This is a genomic window from Flavobacterium sp. MEB061, from assembly GCF_000834715.1.
Lineage (GTDB): Bacteria > Bacteroidota > Bacteroidia > Flavobacteriales > Flavobacteriaceae > Flavobacterium > Flavobacterium pectinovorum.
In genome coordinates this window covers 86,606-103,421 of sequence record NZ_JXQR01000022.1, presented here as the reverse complement: position 1 = coordinate 103,421, position 16,816 = coordinate 86,606, and the positions used below count along the sequence as shown (strand labels likewise).

The 16,816-nt window shown below is 33.6% G+C and carries 12 protein-coding genes and 1 other RNA gene; 7 read left to right on the top strand and 6 right to left on the bottom strand.

Annotated features, from left to right (window positions below):
- Nucleotides 1–280: 280 nt before the first annotated feature.
- Together hutI and RT99_RS12195 are read right to left on the bottom strand one after the other, a co-directional pair.
- A complete protein-coding gene (gene hutI / locus RT99_RS12200; RefSeq protein WP_042565037.1) occupies nt 281–1,516 on the bottom strand; it encodes an imidazolonepropionase in 1,236 nt (411 codons plus the stop codon).
- Nucleotides 1,517–1,680: 164 nt separating this feature from the next.
- Nucleotides 1,681–2,733 carry a glutaminyl-peptide cyclotransferase gene (locus tag RT99_RS12195; RefSeq protein WP_042565036.1) on the bottom strand — a complete coding sequence of 351 codons (1,053 nt, stop codon included), beginning with the start codon at nt 2,731–2,733 and terminating at the stop codon, nt 1,681–1,683.
- Nucleotides 2,734–2,821: 88 nt separating this feature from the next.
- On the opposite strand from RT99_RS12195, the gene ffs reads away from it, so the two are divergent.
- Together ffs and RT99_RS12190 are read left to right on the top strand one after the other, a co-directional pair.
- An RNA gene (gene ffs / locus RT99_RS24975) (signal recognition particle sRNA small type) lies at nt 2,822–2,919 on the top strand.
- Nucleotides 2,920–3,265: 346 nt separating this feature from the next.
- Complete coding sequence (locus tag RT99_RS12190) at nt 3,266–4,069, top strand: SDR family oxidoreductase (RefSeq protein ID WP_042565035.1); 804 nt, start codon at nt 3,266–3,268, stop codon at nt 4,067–4,069.
- Between the two features lie 192 nt (nt 4,070–4,261).
- On the opposite strand, the gene RT99_RS12185 is transcribed toward RT99_RS12190, so the two are convergent.
- Nucleotides 4,262–5,569 carry an ATP-binding protein gene (locus tag RT99_RS12185; protein WP_042565034.1) on the bottom strand — a complete coding sequence of 436 codons (1,308 nt, stop codon included), beginning with the start codon at nt 5,567–5,569 and terminating at the stop codon, nt 4,262–4,264.
- Nucleotides 5,570–5,820: 251 nt separating this feature from the next.
- Here RT99_RS12185 and fsa point away from each other — a divergent pair, with 251 nt between their 5' ends.
- A complete protein-coding gene (fsa, locus tag RT99_RS12180; protein ID WP_042565033.1) occupies nt 5,821–6,477 on the top strand; it encodes a fructose-6-phosphate aldolase in 657 nt (218 codons plus the stop codon).
- Nucleotides 6,478–6,566: 89 nt separating this feature from the next.
- The gene (locus tag RT99_RS12175; protein WP_042565032.1) at nt 6,567–7,061 is read left to right on the top strand and encodes a hypothetical protein; all 495 of its coding nucleotides are present in this window, start codon (nt 6,567–6,569) and stop codon (nt 7,059–7,061) included.
- Nucleotides 7,062–7,258: 197 nt separating this feature from the next.
- Here the strand turns inward: RT99_RS12175 and RT99_RS12170 are convergent, their stop codons facing one another.
- From RT99_RS12170 to RT99_RS12160, 3 genes are all read right to left on the bottom strand, one after another.
- A complete protein-coding gene (locus RT99_RS12170) occupies nt 7,259–8,695 on the bottom strand; it encodes an MFS transporter (RefSeq protein ID WP_042565031.1) in 1,437 nt (478 codons plus the stop codon).
- Nucleotides 8,696–8,873: 178 nt separating this feature from the next.
- Complete coding sequence (locus tag RT99_RS12165; protein WP_042565030.1) at nt 8,874–9,575, bottom strand: LytTR family DNA-binding domain-containing protein; 702 nt, start codon at nt 9,573–9,575, stop codon at nt 8,874–8,876.
- Nucleotides 9,565–10,617 (bottom strand): sensor histidine kinase, encoded by a 1,053-nt coding sequence (locus tag RT99_RS12160; protein WP_042565029.1) that lies wholly within the window; start codon nt 10,615–10,617, stop codon nt 9,565–9,567. Before RT99_RS12160 ends, RT99_RS12165 begins: the two co-directional genes overlap by 11 nt.
- 268 nt (nt 10,618–10,885) lie before the next feature.
- Between RT99_RS12160 and RT99_RS12155 the strand changes: the two genes are divergently transcribed.
- From RT99_RS12155 to RT99_RS12145, 3 genes are all read left to right on the top strand, one after another.
- The gene (locus RT99_RS12155) at nt 10,886–14,074 is read left to right on the top strand and encodes a SusC/RagA family TonB-linked outer membrane protein (protein WP_042565108.1); all 3,189 of its coding nucleotides are present in this window, start codon (nt 10,886–10,888) and stop codon (nt 14,072–14,074) included.
- Between the two features lie 11 nt (nt 14,075–14,085).
- Complete coding sequence (locus tag RT99_RS12150) at nt 14,086–15,606, top strand: SusD/RagB family nutrient-binding outer membrane lipoprotein (protein ID WP_042565028.1); 1,521 nt, start codon at nt 14,086–14,088, stop codon at nt 15,604–15,606.
- An 85-nt stretch (nt 15,607–15,691) separates the two neighbouring features.
- Nucleotides 15,692–16,717 (top strand): glycosyl hydrolase family 18 protein, encoded by a 1,026-nt coding sequence (locus RT99_RS12145; RefSeq protein WP_042565027.1) that lies wholly within the window; start codon nt 15,692–15,694, stop codon nt 16,715–16,717.
- Nucleotides 16,718–16,816: the final 99 nt, after the last annotated feature.

Here is a 16,816-nt window from a genome sequence, read left to right as displayed (position 1 = left end):
ATTTAGAAAAGTTTTATAGGATTTTATTAAGCACACTCGCTGGTGCTTAACAATTCGGGAAGATTTTTAATTTATAAGAAGATAATACAGAAATGTTCTTGTTCGAATACAAGCTTATTTTGGTACTTAAAACACTTTGTTTTAAACCAAATTTGCCTAAATCTATTATGTGAACTAACATTTCCATATTTAAAAAATCTGATTTGTAAATATAGACAATTCTTTTACTTAAAATCTTTATTGTAAGATTTTTATGTATTTTTTAACTTATGAATTGCCTTTACAAAATTTCACCTTCTAGAAAAACACTTTCTATTAAATTACTGCCAAACGCATATGGAATCTGATAATAAGATGAAATAGGCTTAGTGAGGATAAGGTTGGCTTTTTTTCCTTTTGTAATACTTCCGTGGGTTTCAGAAATTCCCATTGCGTATGCGCCATTTATTGTTGCTGCGTTAATCGCTTCTTCGGGAGTCATTTTCATTTTGATACACGCCGTTGCAACAACAAAATTCATATTTCCCGATGGAGTAGAGCCAGGGTTGAAATCAGTTGCCAATGCAAGTGGTAAACCGGCCTTTATCATTTCGCGGGCAGGAGTGTAAGGAATGCTTAAAAAATAAGAACAGGACGGCAAGGCCACAGGCATCGTTTCCGTGTCTTTTAAGGCTTGAATGTCTTCCGGTTTCATAACTTCAAGATGATCGACTGAAAGCGCATTAAATTTAATTCCGGACTGAATCCCGCCAATAGAATTAAATTGATTCACATGAATTTTTGGCTTTAAGCCGAATTGAATTCCGGCTTCCATTATTTTCTCTGTTTCTTCAACAGAAAAATAACCGGTTTCGCAAAATACATCAATATAATCTGCCAGTTTATTTTGAGCGATTTCCGGAAGCATTTTGGTTATAATTTCATCAATATAACCTTGTTTGTTTTCTTTGTAATGTAAAGGAAATGCATGAGCGCCCAAAAATGTTGCTTTTATTGAAATAGGATAATTTGCTGCCAGTTTTTTGATAACGCGAAGCATTTTTAACTCACCTTCAATAGTAAGTCCGTAACCGGATTTTATTTCAACAGCTCCCGTTCCTAAATGCATTACTTCTTCCAAACGAACTTTTGACTGCTCATAAATTTCTTCTTCAGAAGTTTCGTTTAATTTTTTAGCAGAGTTTAAAATTCCGCCGCCGCGATTGGCAATTTCTTCATAAGAGAATCCGTTAATTCGATCTACAAATTCCTGCTCGCGATTTCCTGCATATACAATATGCGTATGGCTGTCGCACCAGGATGGCAAAACGATTTTTCCGGTGGCATCAATAACTTCATCAGCATTGATTTCGGGAAGATTTTCCATCAAACCAAAATCTGCAATTAGATTATTTTCAATTACTAAATAAGCATTTTTTATAGTGGGAAGAACCGCCATTTCAGCACCAGAAACCTTAGAAACAGACGTTTCACGAACCTGAAGTAATTCTTTTATGTTTGTGATTAAAGTAATCATTGTTAAGAATTTAATTATTATAGTAATTATATAAAACACAAATTTGCTTCGCCAGTTCGTCCTACGGTCTCGGGTCACAAATTAACACTAATCAATTCGTGAAAATTTGTGAAATTCGTGTTGATTGGAATTTGGAATTTATCCCGATGTGTCGGGATTGGAATTTAATTTTCTGAAACTGTTATTTCGAACATTTTTTCCCAATATTTACCCGTTACAAAAATGGTTTTTGTTGCAGGATTATAAGCAATTCCGTTTAAAACTTCTGCTTCAGGATGTTTGATAAATTTGCGTAAACCAGACATGTCCAGAATTCCTTCAACAGCTCCCGAAGTTGGATTTACAACCGCAATAGCATCTTTTTGCCAAACATTTGCGTAGAATTTTCCGTCGATTAATTCTAGCTCATTCAGAACTTTAATTTTTGAAGTTCCGGAATAGACATTAATATAATCAATCATTTTTTGGGTTTCAGGATCCATTTTCCAGATTTTCTCCGTTCCGTCAGAGCGATAAATATATTTATCATCATGCGTCATTCCCCAGCCTTCAATATCTTTATCGTATTTAAAGGTTTTTTCCAGTTTAAGCGTTTTTGCATCGTATATAAAACCAGTTTTTTCCTGCCATGTCAATTGAAACAATTTGCCATTTATAAAAGTAATTCCTTCACCAAAATATTCTTTTGGAAGATCAACTTGCTGAATCACTTTTCCGGTTTTATAATCAACAGATCTAAAGTAAGAATCTGCTTTTTGCCCGGTACTTTCAAATAAAACACCGTCGTGAAATTCTAAACCTTCTGTAAAAGCTTTTGTATCGTGCGGATATGTATTTACGATTTTATATTTCAATAATTTTGGTTCAACATTCGAAACCAATTCGATTCTTTTTGTAGCATCAGATGAATCTCCACCAAAATAAACGGTAGCTTTTAGATATTGATATCCTAATTTTTGATCTTTTAATTCAAATTTAAATTTTTCATTTCCTTTTTTGCTACCCACTTTTTTGTCATTAACAAAGTAGGCGATACTATCAATTTCTTTCGAATTTGGGTTTAAAATTCCAATAGAAACTGATTCCTGAGACGAAAAATGAGCAGGAAAAGCGGAATCATCGATGTTAAATAAAGAATTTTCACCTTTTTTTGTATCTCCACATCCAATTAATGTGATTCCTAATAAAATGAAAGTTAGGAAGTTATATTTTTTCATAGTTAAAAATTTGAATAAGCCAATATACGACGATATTTTTATAGCAACAAAGGTCTTGCAAAAATATAAAAAGATTGTATATTTGCACCGGCAAGTCCTACACGACCAGCTCCTGCAGACTCCCCCAGGATGGGAACATAGCAAGGGTACGTGGTTGAGCGGTGCGATGTAGGTCGCTTGCCATTTTTTATTTTATATGTCCTGAAATGTTTCAGGATTTTTTTTTAGAATTAATTTAAAAGTAGTCTTCCTTCTGGAGGATTTTTTTATTTTTGGTACTGAGGAAAGTTGGATGAATTTTAAAACCTGTGGAGGGGTAAATAAATTTAACCGCAAAGCTCGCAAAGATTTTTTACTCTCAGCTTTTGTGAAAAGGCATCCCGAAGTTTCGGGACGCAAAGCTTTGTGGACTCAGATTGTGTAAACACAACTTCAATCTTAGTGAACTCTGCGAAAAACCTTTGTGCCCTCTGCGGTAAAAAATAATTTAAAGATCTCTTAATTTATAACAAATAACCTAGTACCCCATAATATGAATAAAGTCGTTTTAATTACCGGAGGATCTTCAGGGATCGGGAAATCTATTGGAGAATTTTTGCATCAAAAAGGTTTCGTTGTTTATGGAACAAGTCGAAACCCTGAAAAAGTATTAAATTCTGTTTTTCCACTCGTGGCTTTAGATGTTCGAAATACCGAATCTATTAAATCGGCGGTAGCCAAAATTATTCAAACTTCCGGGCGATTGGATATTGTAATTAATAATGCCGGAGTTGGAATTACGGGGCCTTTGGAAGAAATTCCGACTGAAGAAATCAAGAATAACTTCGAAACCAATTTTTTTGGACCAATAGAAGTGATGAAAGCGGTTTTGCCACAAATGCGTGAGCAAAAATCGGGTTTGATTATTAATATTACTTCAATTGCCGGTTATATGGGATTGCCGTACAGAAGTGTTTATTCTGCATCAAAAGGAGCTTTAGAATTAATTACCGAAGCTTTAAGAATGGAAGTAAAGTCTTTTGGGATTGAGATCACCAACGTAGCACCTGGAGATTTTGCTACTAATATTGCTTCAGGACGTTATCATGCACCGGTTATTTCAGGTTCTGCTTATGAAAAAGTTTATGGAGATGTGCTTGCTACTATGAACGAACATGTTGATGCTGGAAGTAATCCGAATGAAATGGCTGAGGCAGTTTACAAAATTATTCAGCAAAAAAAGCCAAAAGTGCATTATAAAGTAGGCGTTTTTATGCAGAAATTCTCGATCGTTTTAAAACGTGCGCTTCCGGATAAAATGTATGAAAAAATGCTAATGAACCATTATAAACTATAATTATTCAATTGTAATGAAAAAAAATTAACCGCAAAGTTCGCAAGGATTTTTTACAGTTAGTTTTTATTAGAATAAATAAAAAGTTCGCAAAGCTTTGTGTTTACTTAGCTTTGCGAACTTTGTGTTTTTAGAAAGTATAGTTAGATAAAAACCTTTGCGTTCTTTGCGGTAAAAAAAAAACGCTATCTTATTTCACTCTAATGGAATAAAAATATCAAATTTTGCTCCTTGATTTAAAATTCCTTCTGCTCTAATAAAGCCGTTATGGTTTTCTACAATTCTTTTGACTATTGTAAGTCCTATTCCGGTACTTTTTATCGGCTTTGTGTGTAAGGCCTGAAAAAGTCCAAATATTTTTTCGTTATAAGATTGATCAAACCCAATGCCATTGTCTGCAATGGTTATTTGGTAATATTTGGTAAGAGGAGAAAGTTTCTCGAGTATTCCATTTGTGATTTTTGATGAGATTGTAATGATTAAATTTCGATCAGGACTTGCAAATTTCATTGAATTATTAATCAAATTATAAAGAAGCTGTCTGAATTGAAATTCTATTACAGAAAGTTTTCCTAAACCGTGTATATCAAAAACTACATTTTTATTTTCAAACTCATCTGTAAGATCTTCGATAACGTCTCTGGTGATTTCATTTAAGTCTTTAAGTACAAATTTTCTATCGTCAAATTTTGTTTTAGAATAAATTAAAAGATCATTGATTAGATTTTGCATTCTAAAAGCCGAAGTCTTGATTTTATTGAATGCAGTTTTGCCTTTTTCAGATAAATTATTTACTTCTTCACGTTCAATAGTATCTGTAAAGAGCTGAATTTTTCGCAAAGGTTCCTGTAAATCATGACTCGAAATATAATTAAATGCTTCGAGTTCATTGTTCATTTTTTCAAGAGAGATGTTTTTCTCAATAAGTTTTTTCTCAATGTCTGATTTTGATTTTACAGCTTTTTGTTTTTCAATTTCGGTTTTTTCAAGAAGATTGTCTTTCTCTCTTAAAATCGTTTTGCTTTCGTTTGCTTCTTCAATACTTGTGATGTGGAATGAAATTAAATCAGCAAACAAATTAAACATTTCGCGGACTTTGAATGTTTTTAAGCTATTTGGTTTCGGATCGATGGCACAAAGTGTTCCAAAAAAACTTCCGTCTTTAAGCATAATCGGAACCGAAATATAACTTTGAAGTCCATACATTGCTGGAGTATGATGATAACGAAATTCAGGATCTTCACTAACATTGTCTATTATTACTGCTCTTTTGTCCTGGCGAATTTCGTCGCAAATTGTGGTTTTTACTTGTAATTCATCTCCGGGTTTTAGACCAAATGCAACATTATCCTGAACACTGCAGGTTATCCACCGATCTTCTGTAACTCTTGCTACGGCTGCAAAACCCATTCCGGTTGTTTGGCATATTACATTTAGTAAAGTTGGAACAATTGTAATATTCTGGATATTAGTAACGTCTTGTTGAAAATTCTCTTCTAGCACTTTTGGACTTATTTTGACTTTAAAAATACGCTTTTTTAATGAAGGTTATATAAAGAGGAATGTCAAAATGTAGAATTATTTTTAAGATTTTAATTTTGGGAAAATTATAAGTTGTAATTTTGCACCGAAATTTATGTAAGGTGAGCAGGCTCATTCTTTGTGAATTAAAAAGAATAAAAGATAACGGCAAAAACCGGATTACGGTTGCCGAAGACATCAAATAGAATCAACACAATTAAATAGATATAATTATGAAATTTTTTATTGACACAGCTAATTTAGCTCAAATTAAAGAAGCACAGGCTTTAGGTGTTTTGGATGGTGTAACGACTAATCCGTCATTGATGGCGAAAGAAGGAATTACAGGAAAAAACAATATCCTGAAACATTATGTTGACATCTGCAATCTTGTAGAAGGTGATGTAAGTGCTGAGGTAAATGCGTTGGATTATGATGGAATGATTAAGGAAGGTGAAGAATTAGCTGAATTACATGATCAAATCGTAGTTAAATTGCCAATGACAAAAGAAGGTGTTATGGCTGCGAAATATTTCTCAGATAAAGGAATCAAAACAAATGTAACACTTGTATTTTCTGTTGGTCAGGCTCTTTTGGCGGCAAAAGCTGGAGCTACTTATGTTTCTCCATTTATTGGTCGTCTTGATGATGTTTCTACAGATGGTTTAAACCTGATCGAAGAAATTAGACTGGTTTATGATAACTACGGATACGAAACTCAAATTTTAGCTGCTTCTGTGCGTCATACAATGCATATTGTGAACTGCGCTAAAATTGGAGCTGATGTTATGACTGGACCACTTTCTGCAATTTACGGATTGTTGAAACACCCTTTAACGGATATTGGATTAGCTCAGTTTGTTGCTGATTTTGAGAAAGGAAACAAATAGTTTACTTTAAATAAATAATTAAAAATCACCATTTTTGTAAGAAAGATGGTGATTTTTTTTATCTTTATGTGTCTCAAAAAGAATGACATATGAAAAAACTTATTCTGATTTTCGCATTTTTGGCAGTAAATATCACTGCAAATTCCCAGGCAAAAGTATTAACATCTGTAAACGAAGCCGGAGATGTGGCTACTTTTGAATTAGATTGTACTTCAAAATTTCAGACTTTGGCAAAAGGTTTACGTTATAATATTACACGTCACGAGTTTAGAGGTCCTGAAATGAAAAATTCATACCGATTATTGTTGGTAATGGATGGTTTTTATTCAAATACATTAAATAGTACAATGACAATTTCGGCTGTTTTGAGTGACGGAACTGTTCTGGCTGCCAAAAAAACAATCGAAGAAGATGGTTATTTTGATGGTGCCTGTACATTAAAAATTAAGGATCCAAAAGCGCTTTTAGCGACGAATATAGATAAAGTGATTATTCATGCCGATAAAGATGTTGTATATACTTTATCGGAACAAAATAAAGCTGTTTTTAAAAAGAATTTGAAGAATATTATTAATGCGAAATAAAGTTTAAATTCCAAAAAATAAATTCCAAATTCCAAATTTCGGGTGGAATTTTTTATCGACAAACCCGGCGATAAACCAGACAGGTTTTAAAACCTGTTGGGTTTGCTTACAAGACGTAAATCATAAAACTAAAAAATCCCAAATTCCAATCTATAAAATTGGAATTTGGGATTTTTTATATTGTTATTTAAAGAAGTTTAGTGCCCTCCTGAAAGTTTTTTGTCAAAGTTAATTCCTTGTTTTCTAAGAATTCCGCTCACGCTCCATGCGTAAAACGCAAGGTAAGCAAAACATAAGATACCTACAATGTAACTTGCTTGAATACCAATGAATTCAGAAACAAAACCTTGTAACCAGCTGATAACTCCACCACCCATAATCATCATGATTAGGAAGCTGCTTCCCTGGCTTGTATTTTTTCCTAGTCCGCTTACTGCTAATGTAAAGATACATGGCCAAAGCGTACTACAGAATAAACCAACACTTGTAAAAGCATAAACACTCACAATACCGCTAGTCGACATTCCGATAGCTAAGGCAACAATTCCTAATGCAGAGAAAATTAATAACATTCTAGCAGGATTTCCTTTACTTGCAATATCAGCAGCAATTAATACTAAAATGATTAATCCGTAAATATAAAACGGTGTTAAATCGTGTTTTGCAATTGCATTTACAGCCAGAAATACTCCAAATGCTAAATATGGTGCTACAAAACGTAATATTTGTTGTAAACTAGCTTTATCAGTAAAAGCTTCAATAGCTCCTGTCCAACGACCAATCATTAAACTTGCCCAATATAAAGAGATATAAGGAGCAACTTCCTGAGTTAAAAATCCTAATTTACTTTCCATATAAGCTGGTAAGTTACTTGCAGTAGAAACTTCTACACCAACATAAAGAAAGATAGCGATCATTCCCATTACCAATTGTGGATATTGTAATGCGGAATTTTTTGCTGTTGCGCCATCATGTGCAATTTCTTCTTCGATTAGAGCAGGTCTGTCTGGCAATGAAGAGAATTTTAATAAAATAGCCACTAATAAAAAGGCTAAACCAAGTATTAAATAAGGAATTTTTACACTCTCGATACTTAAAGTAGATGATCCTGTGCTTGATCCGAAGATTGCAAAACTCACAATAAGCGGTCCGATTGTAGTACCCAAATTGTTAATTCCACCTGCTAATGTTAAACGCTGAGATCCTGTTGTAATTGGTCCTAAAGCAATTGCTAAAGGGTTTGCAACTGTTTGTTGTAATGAAAAACCAAGTGCTACAATGAATAACCCAGATAACATTAAAGGAAAAGATCCTGTATTTGCAGCCGGATAAAATAATAATGTTCCAAGAGCAGAAATAAGTAAACCTAATGAAAGACCGTTTTTATATCCTATTCTGTTAACTAAATCTTCTTTGATTAAAGCGGAGATTCCCATATATATTAGCGATCCTACGGTGTAAGCGATATAAAAAGCTAAAGATACTAATTGACTTTCTCCTTGAGATAAGTTGAAGGCTGTTTTAAAAACAGGAATCAAGATGTCGTTACTTGCAGCGACAAAACCCCAAAAGAAGAATACGATAACTAGAGGAATAAACTGTCCCCACTTAGTTTGCACATTTTCTGAACTCATAATTGTGATAAGGTTAATTTTTTAATTTTATTGTTTTTTGAAGACCGTAAATATATTTGTTAAGTGTTTCAAAAAAAAATAAAAAGGCACAAATAATGTTAAATTTAAACCAACGGCATCATTTTTTCAACAATGTGTTAATTTTAACCTACTTAGAAAATGAAAAATGAAATTGTATTTACTCTAAAATTTTGTTTTTAACATCTTTACTGTAATTTCTACCAATAGGAATGGTGTAAGATTGGATCTGTATGCGGTTTCCTTCGATAGATTTCACCTTATTTAGGGCGATAACGTACGATTTATGAATTCTTAAAAAACGATCTGCCGGTAATTCTTCAGACAAAGAAGTGAGGGATTTATGGGTAATATAGGTTTTATCAGGCGTAACAACTTTAATATATTCTTTCATTCCTTCGATAAAAAGGATTTCTTCAATATTGATTTTCATCATTTTTTTATCAACCTTAATAAAAATATGAGAATCACCTTTTGTGGTTTCGACCTTAATATTGTTTTTTAAATTGTACTCGGTAGTAATCTTGTTAATGCACTTTATAAATCTGGGCAGCGGAATGGGTTTTACTAAATAATCAAGAACATCAAGATCGTAACTTTCGGCTGCAAACTCCCTAAAAGCTGTTGTGATAATGACTTTGGTTTTGTTTTCGATTAAGCTAATTAATTCAAATCCTGTCATCATTGGCATATTGATATCTAAAAAGACAGCATCAACAGTTGTGCTGTTGATAAAATCAAGTGCTTCAAGAGAATTATTGAATGTACCGATCACTTCAAAATCTGTAAAATTATTGAAATAATTTTGCAAGACTTTGATAGCCAAAGGCTCATCATCAATCAATACGCATTTAATCTTCATTATGAATAGGTATTTGCAAGCGGATTATATAGTAATTTAGTTTAGTTTTGTGTTTTAGGCTGAAATCATTTTTATAAATTAATTTCAGTCTTTTCTTGGTATTGACTAATCCAATACCACTTTTCGGGTTAAGATTTTGTGAAATTACAAAATTATTTAAGATTTCAAAATCTAACCTTTTATTATCAATAACTTTACAATTGATCTTGATTTTTAAGTTTTTGTTGTTCAGTCCGCCATGTTTAAAGGCGTTTTCAACCAGCGAAATAAATATTAGCGGAGGCACAACAATATCTTCAATATCCGACTCAAGATTTATCGTAACTTCTACATTTTCAAAACGTAACTTCTCAATTTCAATATAATTCTGAATATAGTCTATTTCTTTTATAAGCGGAACAAATTTGGTTCCTTTAACATCATACAAGACATATTCCATCAAATTGGATAACTTAATAATTACGTCAGGAACCTTATTTGAAGATTCTAAAGATAAGGCGTATAAGTTATTTAAGGTATTGAAGAAAAAATGCGGCTGAATTTGATTCTCCAAATATTTCAATTTGATTTTAAACTGATTTTCTCTTAATGATCTGTTTCTTTCTCTTTCCCTTAGCCAGGTTAAAGTCAGGTAAACAGATGAAGCCATGGCCAATACATATAATTCGCCAATGCAAACAGCAACAATATGATTGATTTCAAACGGATGATATTCTCTGTTGGCTTCCGGCCAGATATTCTCAGATATAATATAATAGGTAAGTGCGGTTTTTAATAAATAAATGCCGAACAGGCTTAAAATTAGGGCAAAAGTATATTGAATGTATTTCTGTTTTAGTACAAATTTCGGTACCAAAACAAAAAGATTAAAATAGACTAACGGAATGTGTAATGAAAATTCAATCAGGTTCGATTTGAATGAATAAGGATAATCATTAAAATAGGCTCCCCATCTTAAAAAGTTAAGAGTAAAGTAACTTCCCCAAAACCAAATATGATTTTGCAGTTTTATTTCAAATTTTAATTTTTGAATTTCGTTCAATTTTGGTTATTGGGGGTTAATGTAATTATTCTTAGGAATAATAATTTGCAACTTTAAACAATTAGTTGGTAAAACGCAATTCTTTTGAATAAAATTTTATCAAAAATGGCATTTCGTCGATTATTTTTTAAAGGCATCGTTTTCGTAAAACGTATTATTGATTGTTTTCTGTTGTTTGTTTAAGGTTTAGGGTAGTTTGTTTAAAAAGTTTTATTTATGTTAATTTTAACAATAGATTTATCGCTTAACTAACAAAACCATGACAAAAATGAAGAAAATTGTATTAATCTTTGTTGTTTTTTTTACGTCGCAGGTTATTCTTGCACAAGTAAAAACAATAAAAGGTTTAGTAAGCGATCAAAAAGGACTGCCGTTGCCAGGAGTTACTGTTCTTATCCAGGGAACAGCGAAGGCAGCACAAACAGATTATGATGGGATGTACAGTATTGAGGCATCAAAAGGAGATGTTTTAGTATTTTCATACATTGGAATTAAAACTAAAGTTGTAACAATTGGAGATTCTCCCCAAGTAAACGTGGCGCTTGAAGAAAATGCCCAAAACTTAGATGAAGTTGTAGTTACGGCATTAGGTATTAAGAGACAAAAGAAGGAACTGGGTTACGCAGTTCAGGACATCAAAGGCGACCAGTTGAATAAGGTAATTACAACCAATGTAGCGACAGCACTTTCTGGTAAAATTGCGGGTGTAGATGTTTCTATACCAGCCACAGGTGCCGGCGGAAGTACAAGGGTTATTATTAGGGGTATTTCGAGTATAGGCGAGAATAACCAGCCGCTTTATATTGTAGATGGAGTTCCTATTGATAATACAGGGTTGTCTAATGACACTGCAGCTTCAAGCAAATGGTTTGATGGAAGAGATAACGGTGACGGAATTTCAAGCATAAACCCAAATAATATTGAGAGTCTGACTGTATTAAAAGGTGCAGCAGCATCTGCTTTATATGGTTCCAGAGCTTTGAATGGTGTAATTTTGATTACAACCAAAAAAGGAAGCAAAGGTAAATTACAGGTAGAACTTACCAGCGGTGTTAGTTTTGACAGAGTAAATGCTAAATATCAGGATTTTCAAAGTGATTATGGAACGGGATCTCACGGGATTTTGCCGGACCCTTCAAAAGCGCCTTCTGAAATTTACGGATATACTACAAGTGCCTGGGGACCGAAATTCTCGGAAACAGTTGGGCAGCAGGTTATAATATTTGATGGTTCTATGAAACCTTATGCCAAAGTAGACAATAATATTCAGGATTTTTTTAAGACGGGATTTACAACAACTAACGGAATTTCGCTCTCTGGCGGAAGTGAGAATGCTTATATTCGTTTTGGATTCAACAATCTTAAAAATGATGATGTTGTTCCGGGTTCAGGTTTAGAAAGAAATGATGCCAGTTTGAATGCTACTTTAAAATCAGAAAAATTTACTTTGGCGGCAAATGTAAATTACATGGTTGAAAATACCGAAAACAGACCTGGTTTGGGAGATTCTCCAAACAATGTAGGTTATTCTTTGAGTGGTTTGGCGCCCAATATAGATCAGGCCTGGTTGAAAAATTATCAGGATCCGGATACAGGAGAAATCTACAAGTGGAATAATAATATTTATCAATTAAACCCTTATTTTACGGTAGATGCCAATCATAACACCTCTAAGAAAAATCGTTTTATGGGGAATGTTACGGGAACGTATCAACTTGAAAAATGGGTTGGATTGACTTTTAGAACCGGTTTAGATACTTATAATTTTGGCACTAAAGATTTTATGGTGGCTGGAAGCACCTGGCCGGGAAGAGATACAGGTTATCTTGGATTGAATGATATTACGGTTTCTGAAATGAATACTGATATCATAGCTACTTTTAGCGATATTAAATTGGCTAATGACTTGACTTTCTCAGGAATTTTAGGAACAAGCAGAAGAGATTTTAGAAGACAGGAAAATTCTAGCCAGGGAACAAATATTATTGAGCCGGGAACAGAATATATTAGTAATTTTTCGACTCAGACAATCAACGCACCATCAGAAACCAAAACAAGAACAAATTCTGTTTACGGTTCTGCAAAATTTGATTATAAAGGTTATTTATATGCTGAATTTACAGGAAGAAATGACTGGTTTAGTGTGATAACCAAAGATGCTTTTTATCCGGCAGCTTCGTTAGGTTTTGTATTCTCAGATGCATTTGCTATTCAGAGCAATACTTTTTCTTATGGTAAATTGAGAGCATCATGGGCAAAAGTTTCGAATGCACCGGGTGCTTATAAAAATGCATTAAATTATACTACTTATTCTGCTTACGACGGACAAAGTGTTGTGAATATTAAAAATTCATCGGCACCAAACGCGAATCTTACTTTTCAATCAAAAACAGGAATTGAGTTTGGATTGGAAACAGCTTTCTTTAAAAACAGATTAAAAGCAGATATAACAGTTTACCGTGAAGATACTGCAGATCAAACGCTTGATTTAGCATCTTCTGCAACATCAGGTTATGAGTTTCTTTCGGTAAATGCAGGGAAATTACGAAATGAAGGTATCGAGATATTTTTATCGGGTACGCCAATTAAAACTAAAAATTTTGAGTGGGGAATTGATTTGAATTTTTCTAAGAATAAAAACTCAATTCTTTCTTTACATCCCGATATTAATACTTATACTATTTCTGAGGCTCGCTGGGCCGGAGCAGCAATTGTAGCTCAGGTTGGCGGACAATACGGAACTATTATTGGAAAAGATTTTCAAAAAACACCTTCGGGAGAAATGATTGTAGGGGCAAACGGTCTTCCTGTTTACACAGATACAAAAGTAGAATTAGGAAAAGGGCTTCCGGATTGGACGGCAGGTTTAACCAATAGATTTTCTTATAAAGGAATTACGCTTCAGTTTTTATTGGATATGAAGTTTGGTATGGATGTATATTCTATGACAAACTCTGTTGCTGCAGGAAAAGGGCTTTTGGATGTAACTACAGAAGGAAGAGATGCTTACAATGCTGCAAGAGCAGAAGCCGCTGCAAATGATCCAAATTTTAATGTAGGGAATTGGACTCCAACAGCAGGTTATGTAGCAAACGGAGTTGTAAATACGGGAACGGCCGAAAATCCGGTTTACGTAAAAAATACGACTCCTGTAGATCCTCAAACATATTGGTCAAATGTTACTGAAAATACACCGGCACCTTTTATTTATGATGCATCTTACGTTAAATTAAGAGAGGTAAGTTTAGGCTATACAATACCTAGAAGTGTTTTTGGCAGCTCAAAAATAAGTTCAATCTATATTTCGGCATTTGCCAGAAACCTATTGACATTTAATAAAGATTTACCAAATATTGATCCTGAGTCTATGTACACTTCCGGAAACGGACAAGGTTTTGAGTATGGTTCATTACCGTCAAGAAAATCGTATGGTTTTAATATTAAAGTTACATTCTAAAAAAGTAAATTATGAAAATTAAATATATAGTAGCCATACTTGCAGTATTTACGGTAGTTGGCTGTACAGAAAATTTTGACGAACTGGTAAAAGATCCGGTGGCGTTATCTCCAAATCCGGCAGGACAGCTCACCTTTACTCAATTGTGTATGTCTGGAGATGGATATTATCAACACAGAACCAACCTTATATATGCCGGAGGTTTTGTACAGCATTATTCAGGTTCTTGGGCAGTAACAGAATATGGCAGCAAATTTAAAAATAACGAAGAGTATGCAGTCGCTTTATGGAGAAATGTTTATGCCCATGAAATAAAAAGTATTGTTGATATTCTGGATAATACCAGTGCAGATCCCGCTGCTGTGAACATGAATGCTGTTGCTAAAATTATGAAAGTAATGATCGCACATCGTTTAACCGATATTTATGGTGATGTACCTTATTCAGAAGCCGGTTTGGGATTTTCTCAAGGAATTGTAACACCAAAATATGATAAACAGGAAGATATTTATAATTCTTTTTTCAAAGAATTAGACGAAGCTTTTAATCAGTTAAATGCCGGAGGAGGTGCAGTAAAAGGAGATTTGTTTTATAATGGAGATATTGCAAAATGGAAAAAATTAGCCAATACCATGCGTTTGCGTTTAGCAATGAGAATCTCTGAAGTAAATCCTGCAGAAGCTGAAAAACAAGTAAAAGCCGCTTTTCAAAATGGAGTTTTTGCCAGTAATGATGACAACTGTATTATGCATCATTTGGATTTTCCTTTTAGTGATGATCCATCCAGATTGGATTATAGGGGAAATGGATTGTCTTACGGTTTTATTTCAGATGAGCATGGAGACCATTTTAGTTCTTTATTAATAGATTTTTTAAGAGATAATGGCGATCCAAGATTAACCATGATCGCAACTCCAAAAACAAGCAGCAGCGTGGTTCCGTGGTCGCCAATACAGCCGGGTGAAACACTATATGAAGGTGTGAAGCCGGGAATGTTTAGATGGGATCTTCCCGGTGGATCAAATTCAGCCTCTGGAATACAGCCTTATTTAAAATTAAGAACAACTCCTTTTTTGCATGTTAGTTATTCAGAAACACAATTGTTATTGGCCGAAGCAGCTGTGAGAGGCTGGGTTTCAGGCTCTGCCGCTGATTATTATAAAAATGGGGTTGAAGCAGGGATTAAACAAATGGAAATTTATGGAGCTGCGCCTGCAACTCAGGCAAATATAGATGCATATGTAAATGCAAATCCTTTGGTAGCCGGAACAGAAAAAGAGCAAATAGGAACACAAATTTGGGTTACCTATTTATTCAATAGTATCGAAGCTTATTCAAACTGGAGAAGAACAGGTTATCCTCATTTAGTGCCCATAACAAATTCAGATTCTGGAACCGGCGGTGTTGTGCCAACACGTTTGTATTATCCGAATGATGAAATGCAAAAAAATGAGAAAAACTATTTAGATGCCTTATCAAGAATGGGAGGAAAAAATGACTGGCTTGGTAAAGTTTGGTGGGATGTAAACTAAAAAAATATCAAACATAAAGTTATGCCTAATAAGGTATTATTTTCATTCTAATTAAATTAAAAACAATAGTTTAAAATTAAAAATTATGATAAAAAATAAAGCCTTGTTAGGCATCCTTTTTTTTCTAAGTTCCCTTTTTTCAGTTTATAGCTGTTCACATCAAAAAGAAATTGATCCGGAAAATTCAAAGAATAAAACAGCCAGAGTAGTGGGGTATTTATCTTCGGATAATTTTGATAAAATGAATTTGATTCAGTTTTGTAAATTAACACATCTCAATCTAGCGTTTGCAAATCCGGATAAAAATGGAAATTTGAATTTTACAGGAGATATTGATTTGCTTGTTAAATATGTAAAATCAGTTAATCCTAATATTAAAATCAGCATTTCGCTCGCAGGCGGAGTTTTATCTGAAGAAGTAGCTTCAAATTGGAAATATCTAATTGATAATCCCGAAAACAGGCCAAATTTAATTCAGAACATTATAAATTTTACAGAACTTCATCATTTGGATGGAGTAGATGTTGATCTCGAATGGGAGGCAGTGACAACAGGTTACAGCGGTTTTGTTTTAGAATTAAGAAAAGAACTCACAACGAAAAATAAACTTTTAACAGCGGCCTTGCCTAATAATTCGCGTTTCGAAAATATAAGTCAGGAAGCTTTAAATGCGTTTGATTTTCTAAATATCATGTCATATGATAGTACCGGACCCTGGACACCGGATAATCCCGGGCAACACAGCTCTTTTGAAAACGCAAAAGCCGGAATAGATTTTTGGCATAAACTGCAAAATGTGCCAAGCGAAAAATTGACTTTGGGAGTTCCTTTTTATGGTTATAATTTTACTTATAAAGAAGTTACAAGTTCGACTTATGGAGAAATTATATCTGCAGGAACTCAATTTGCAGATCAGGATGAGGTTGGAAAAATTTATTATAACGGAAGACCTACAATAACTCAAAAAGTAGAATTTGCTTCTCAAAACACAGGCGGAATTATGATTTGGGAAATTGCCCAGGATTCTTTTGATGCGTATTCGCTTTTAGATGTTATTCATCAAAAATATACATCGTTAAAAATAAAAACAACAGCTTTATGTGGCAATTGATATTCAATAATTGTTCTTAATCACTTTCTGTAGTATTCTTTAAATTTTGTTAATTTTTTAGTTTCGGTTTACTTAATATCTTCATTATTATATAAATAT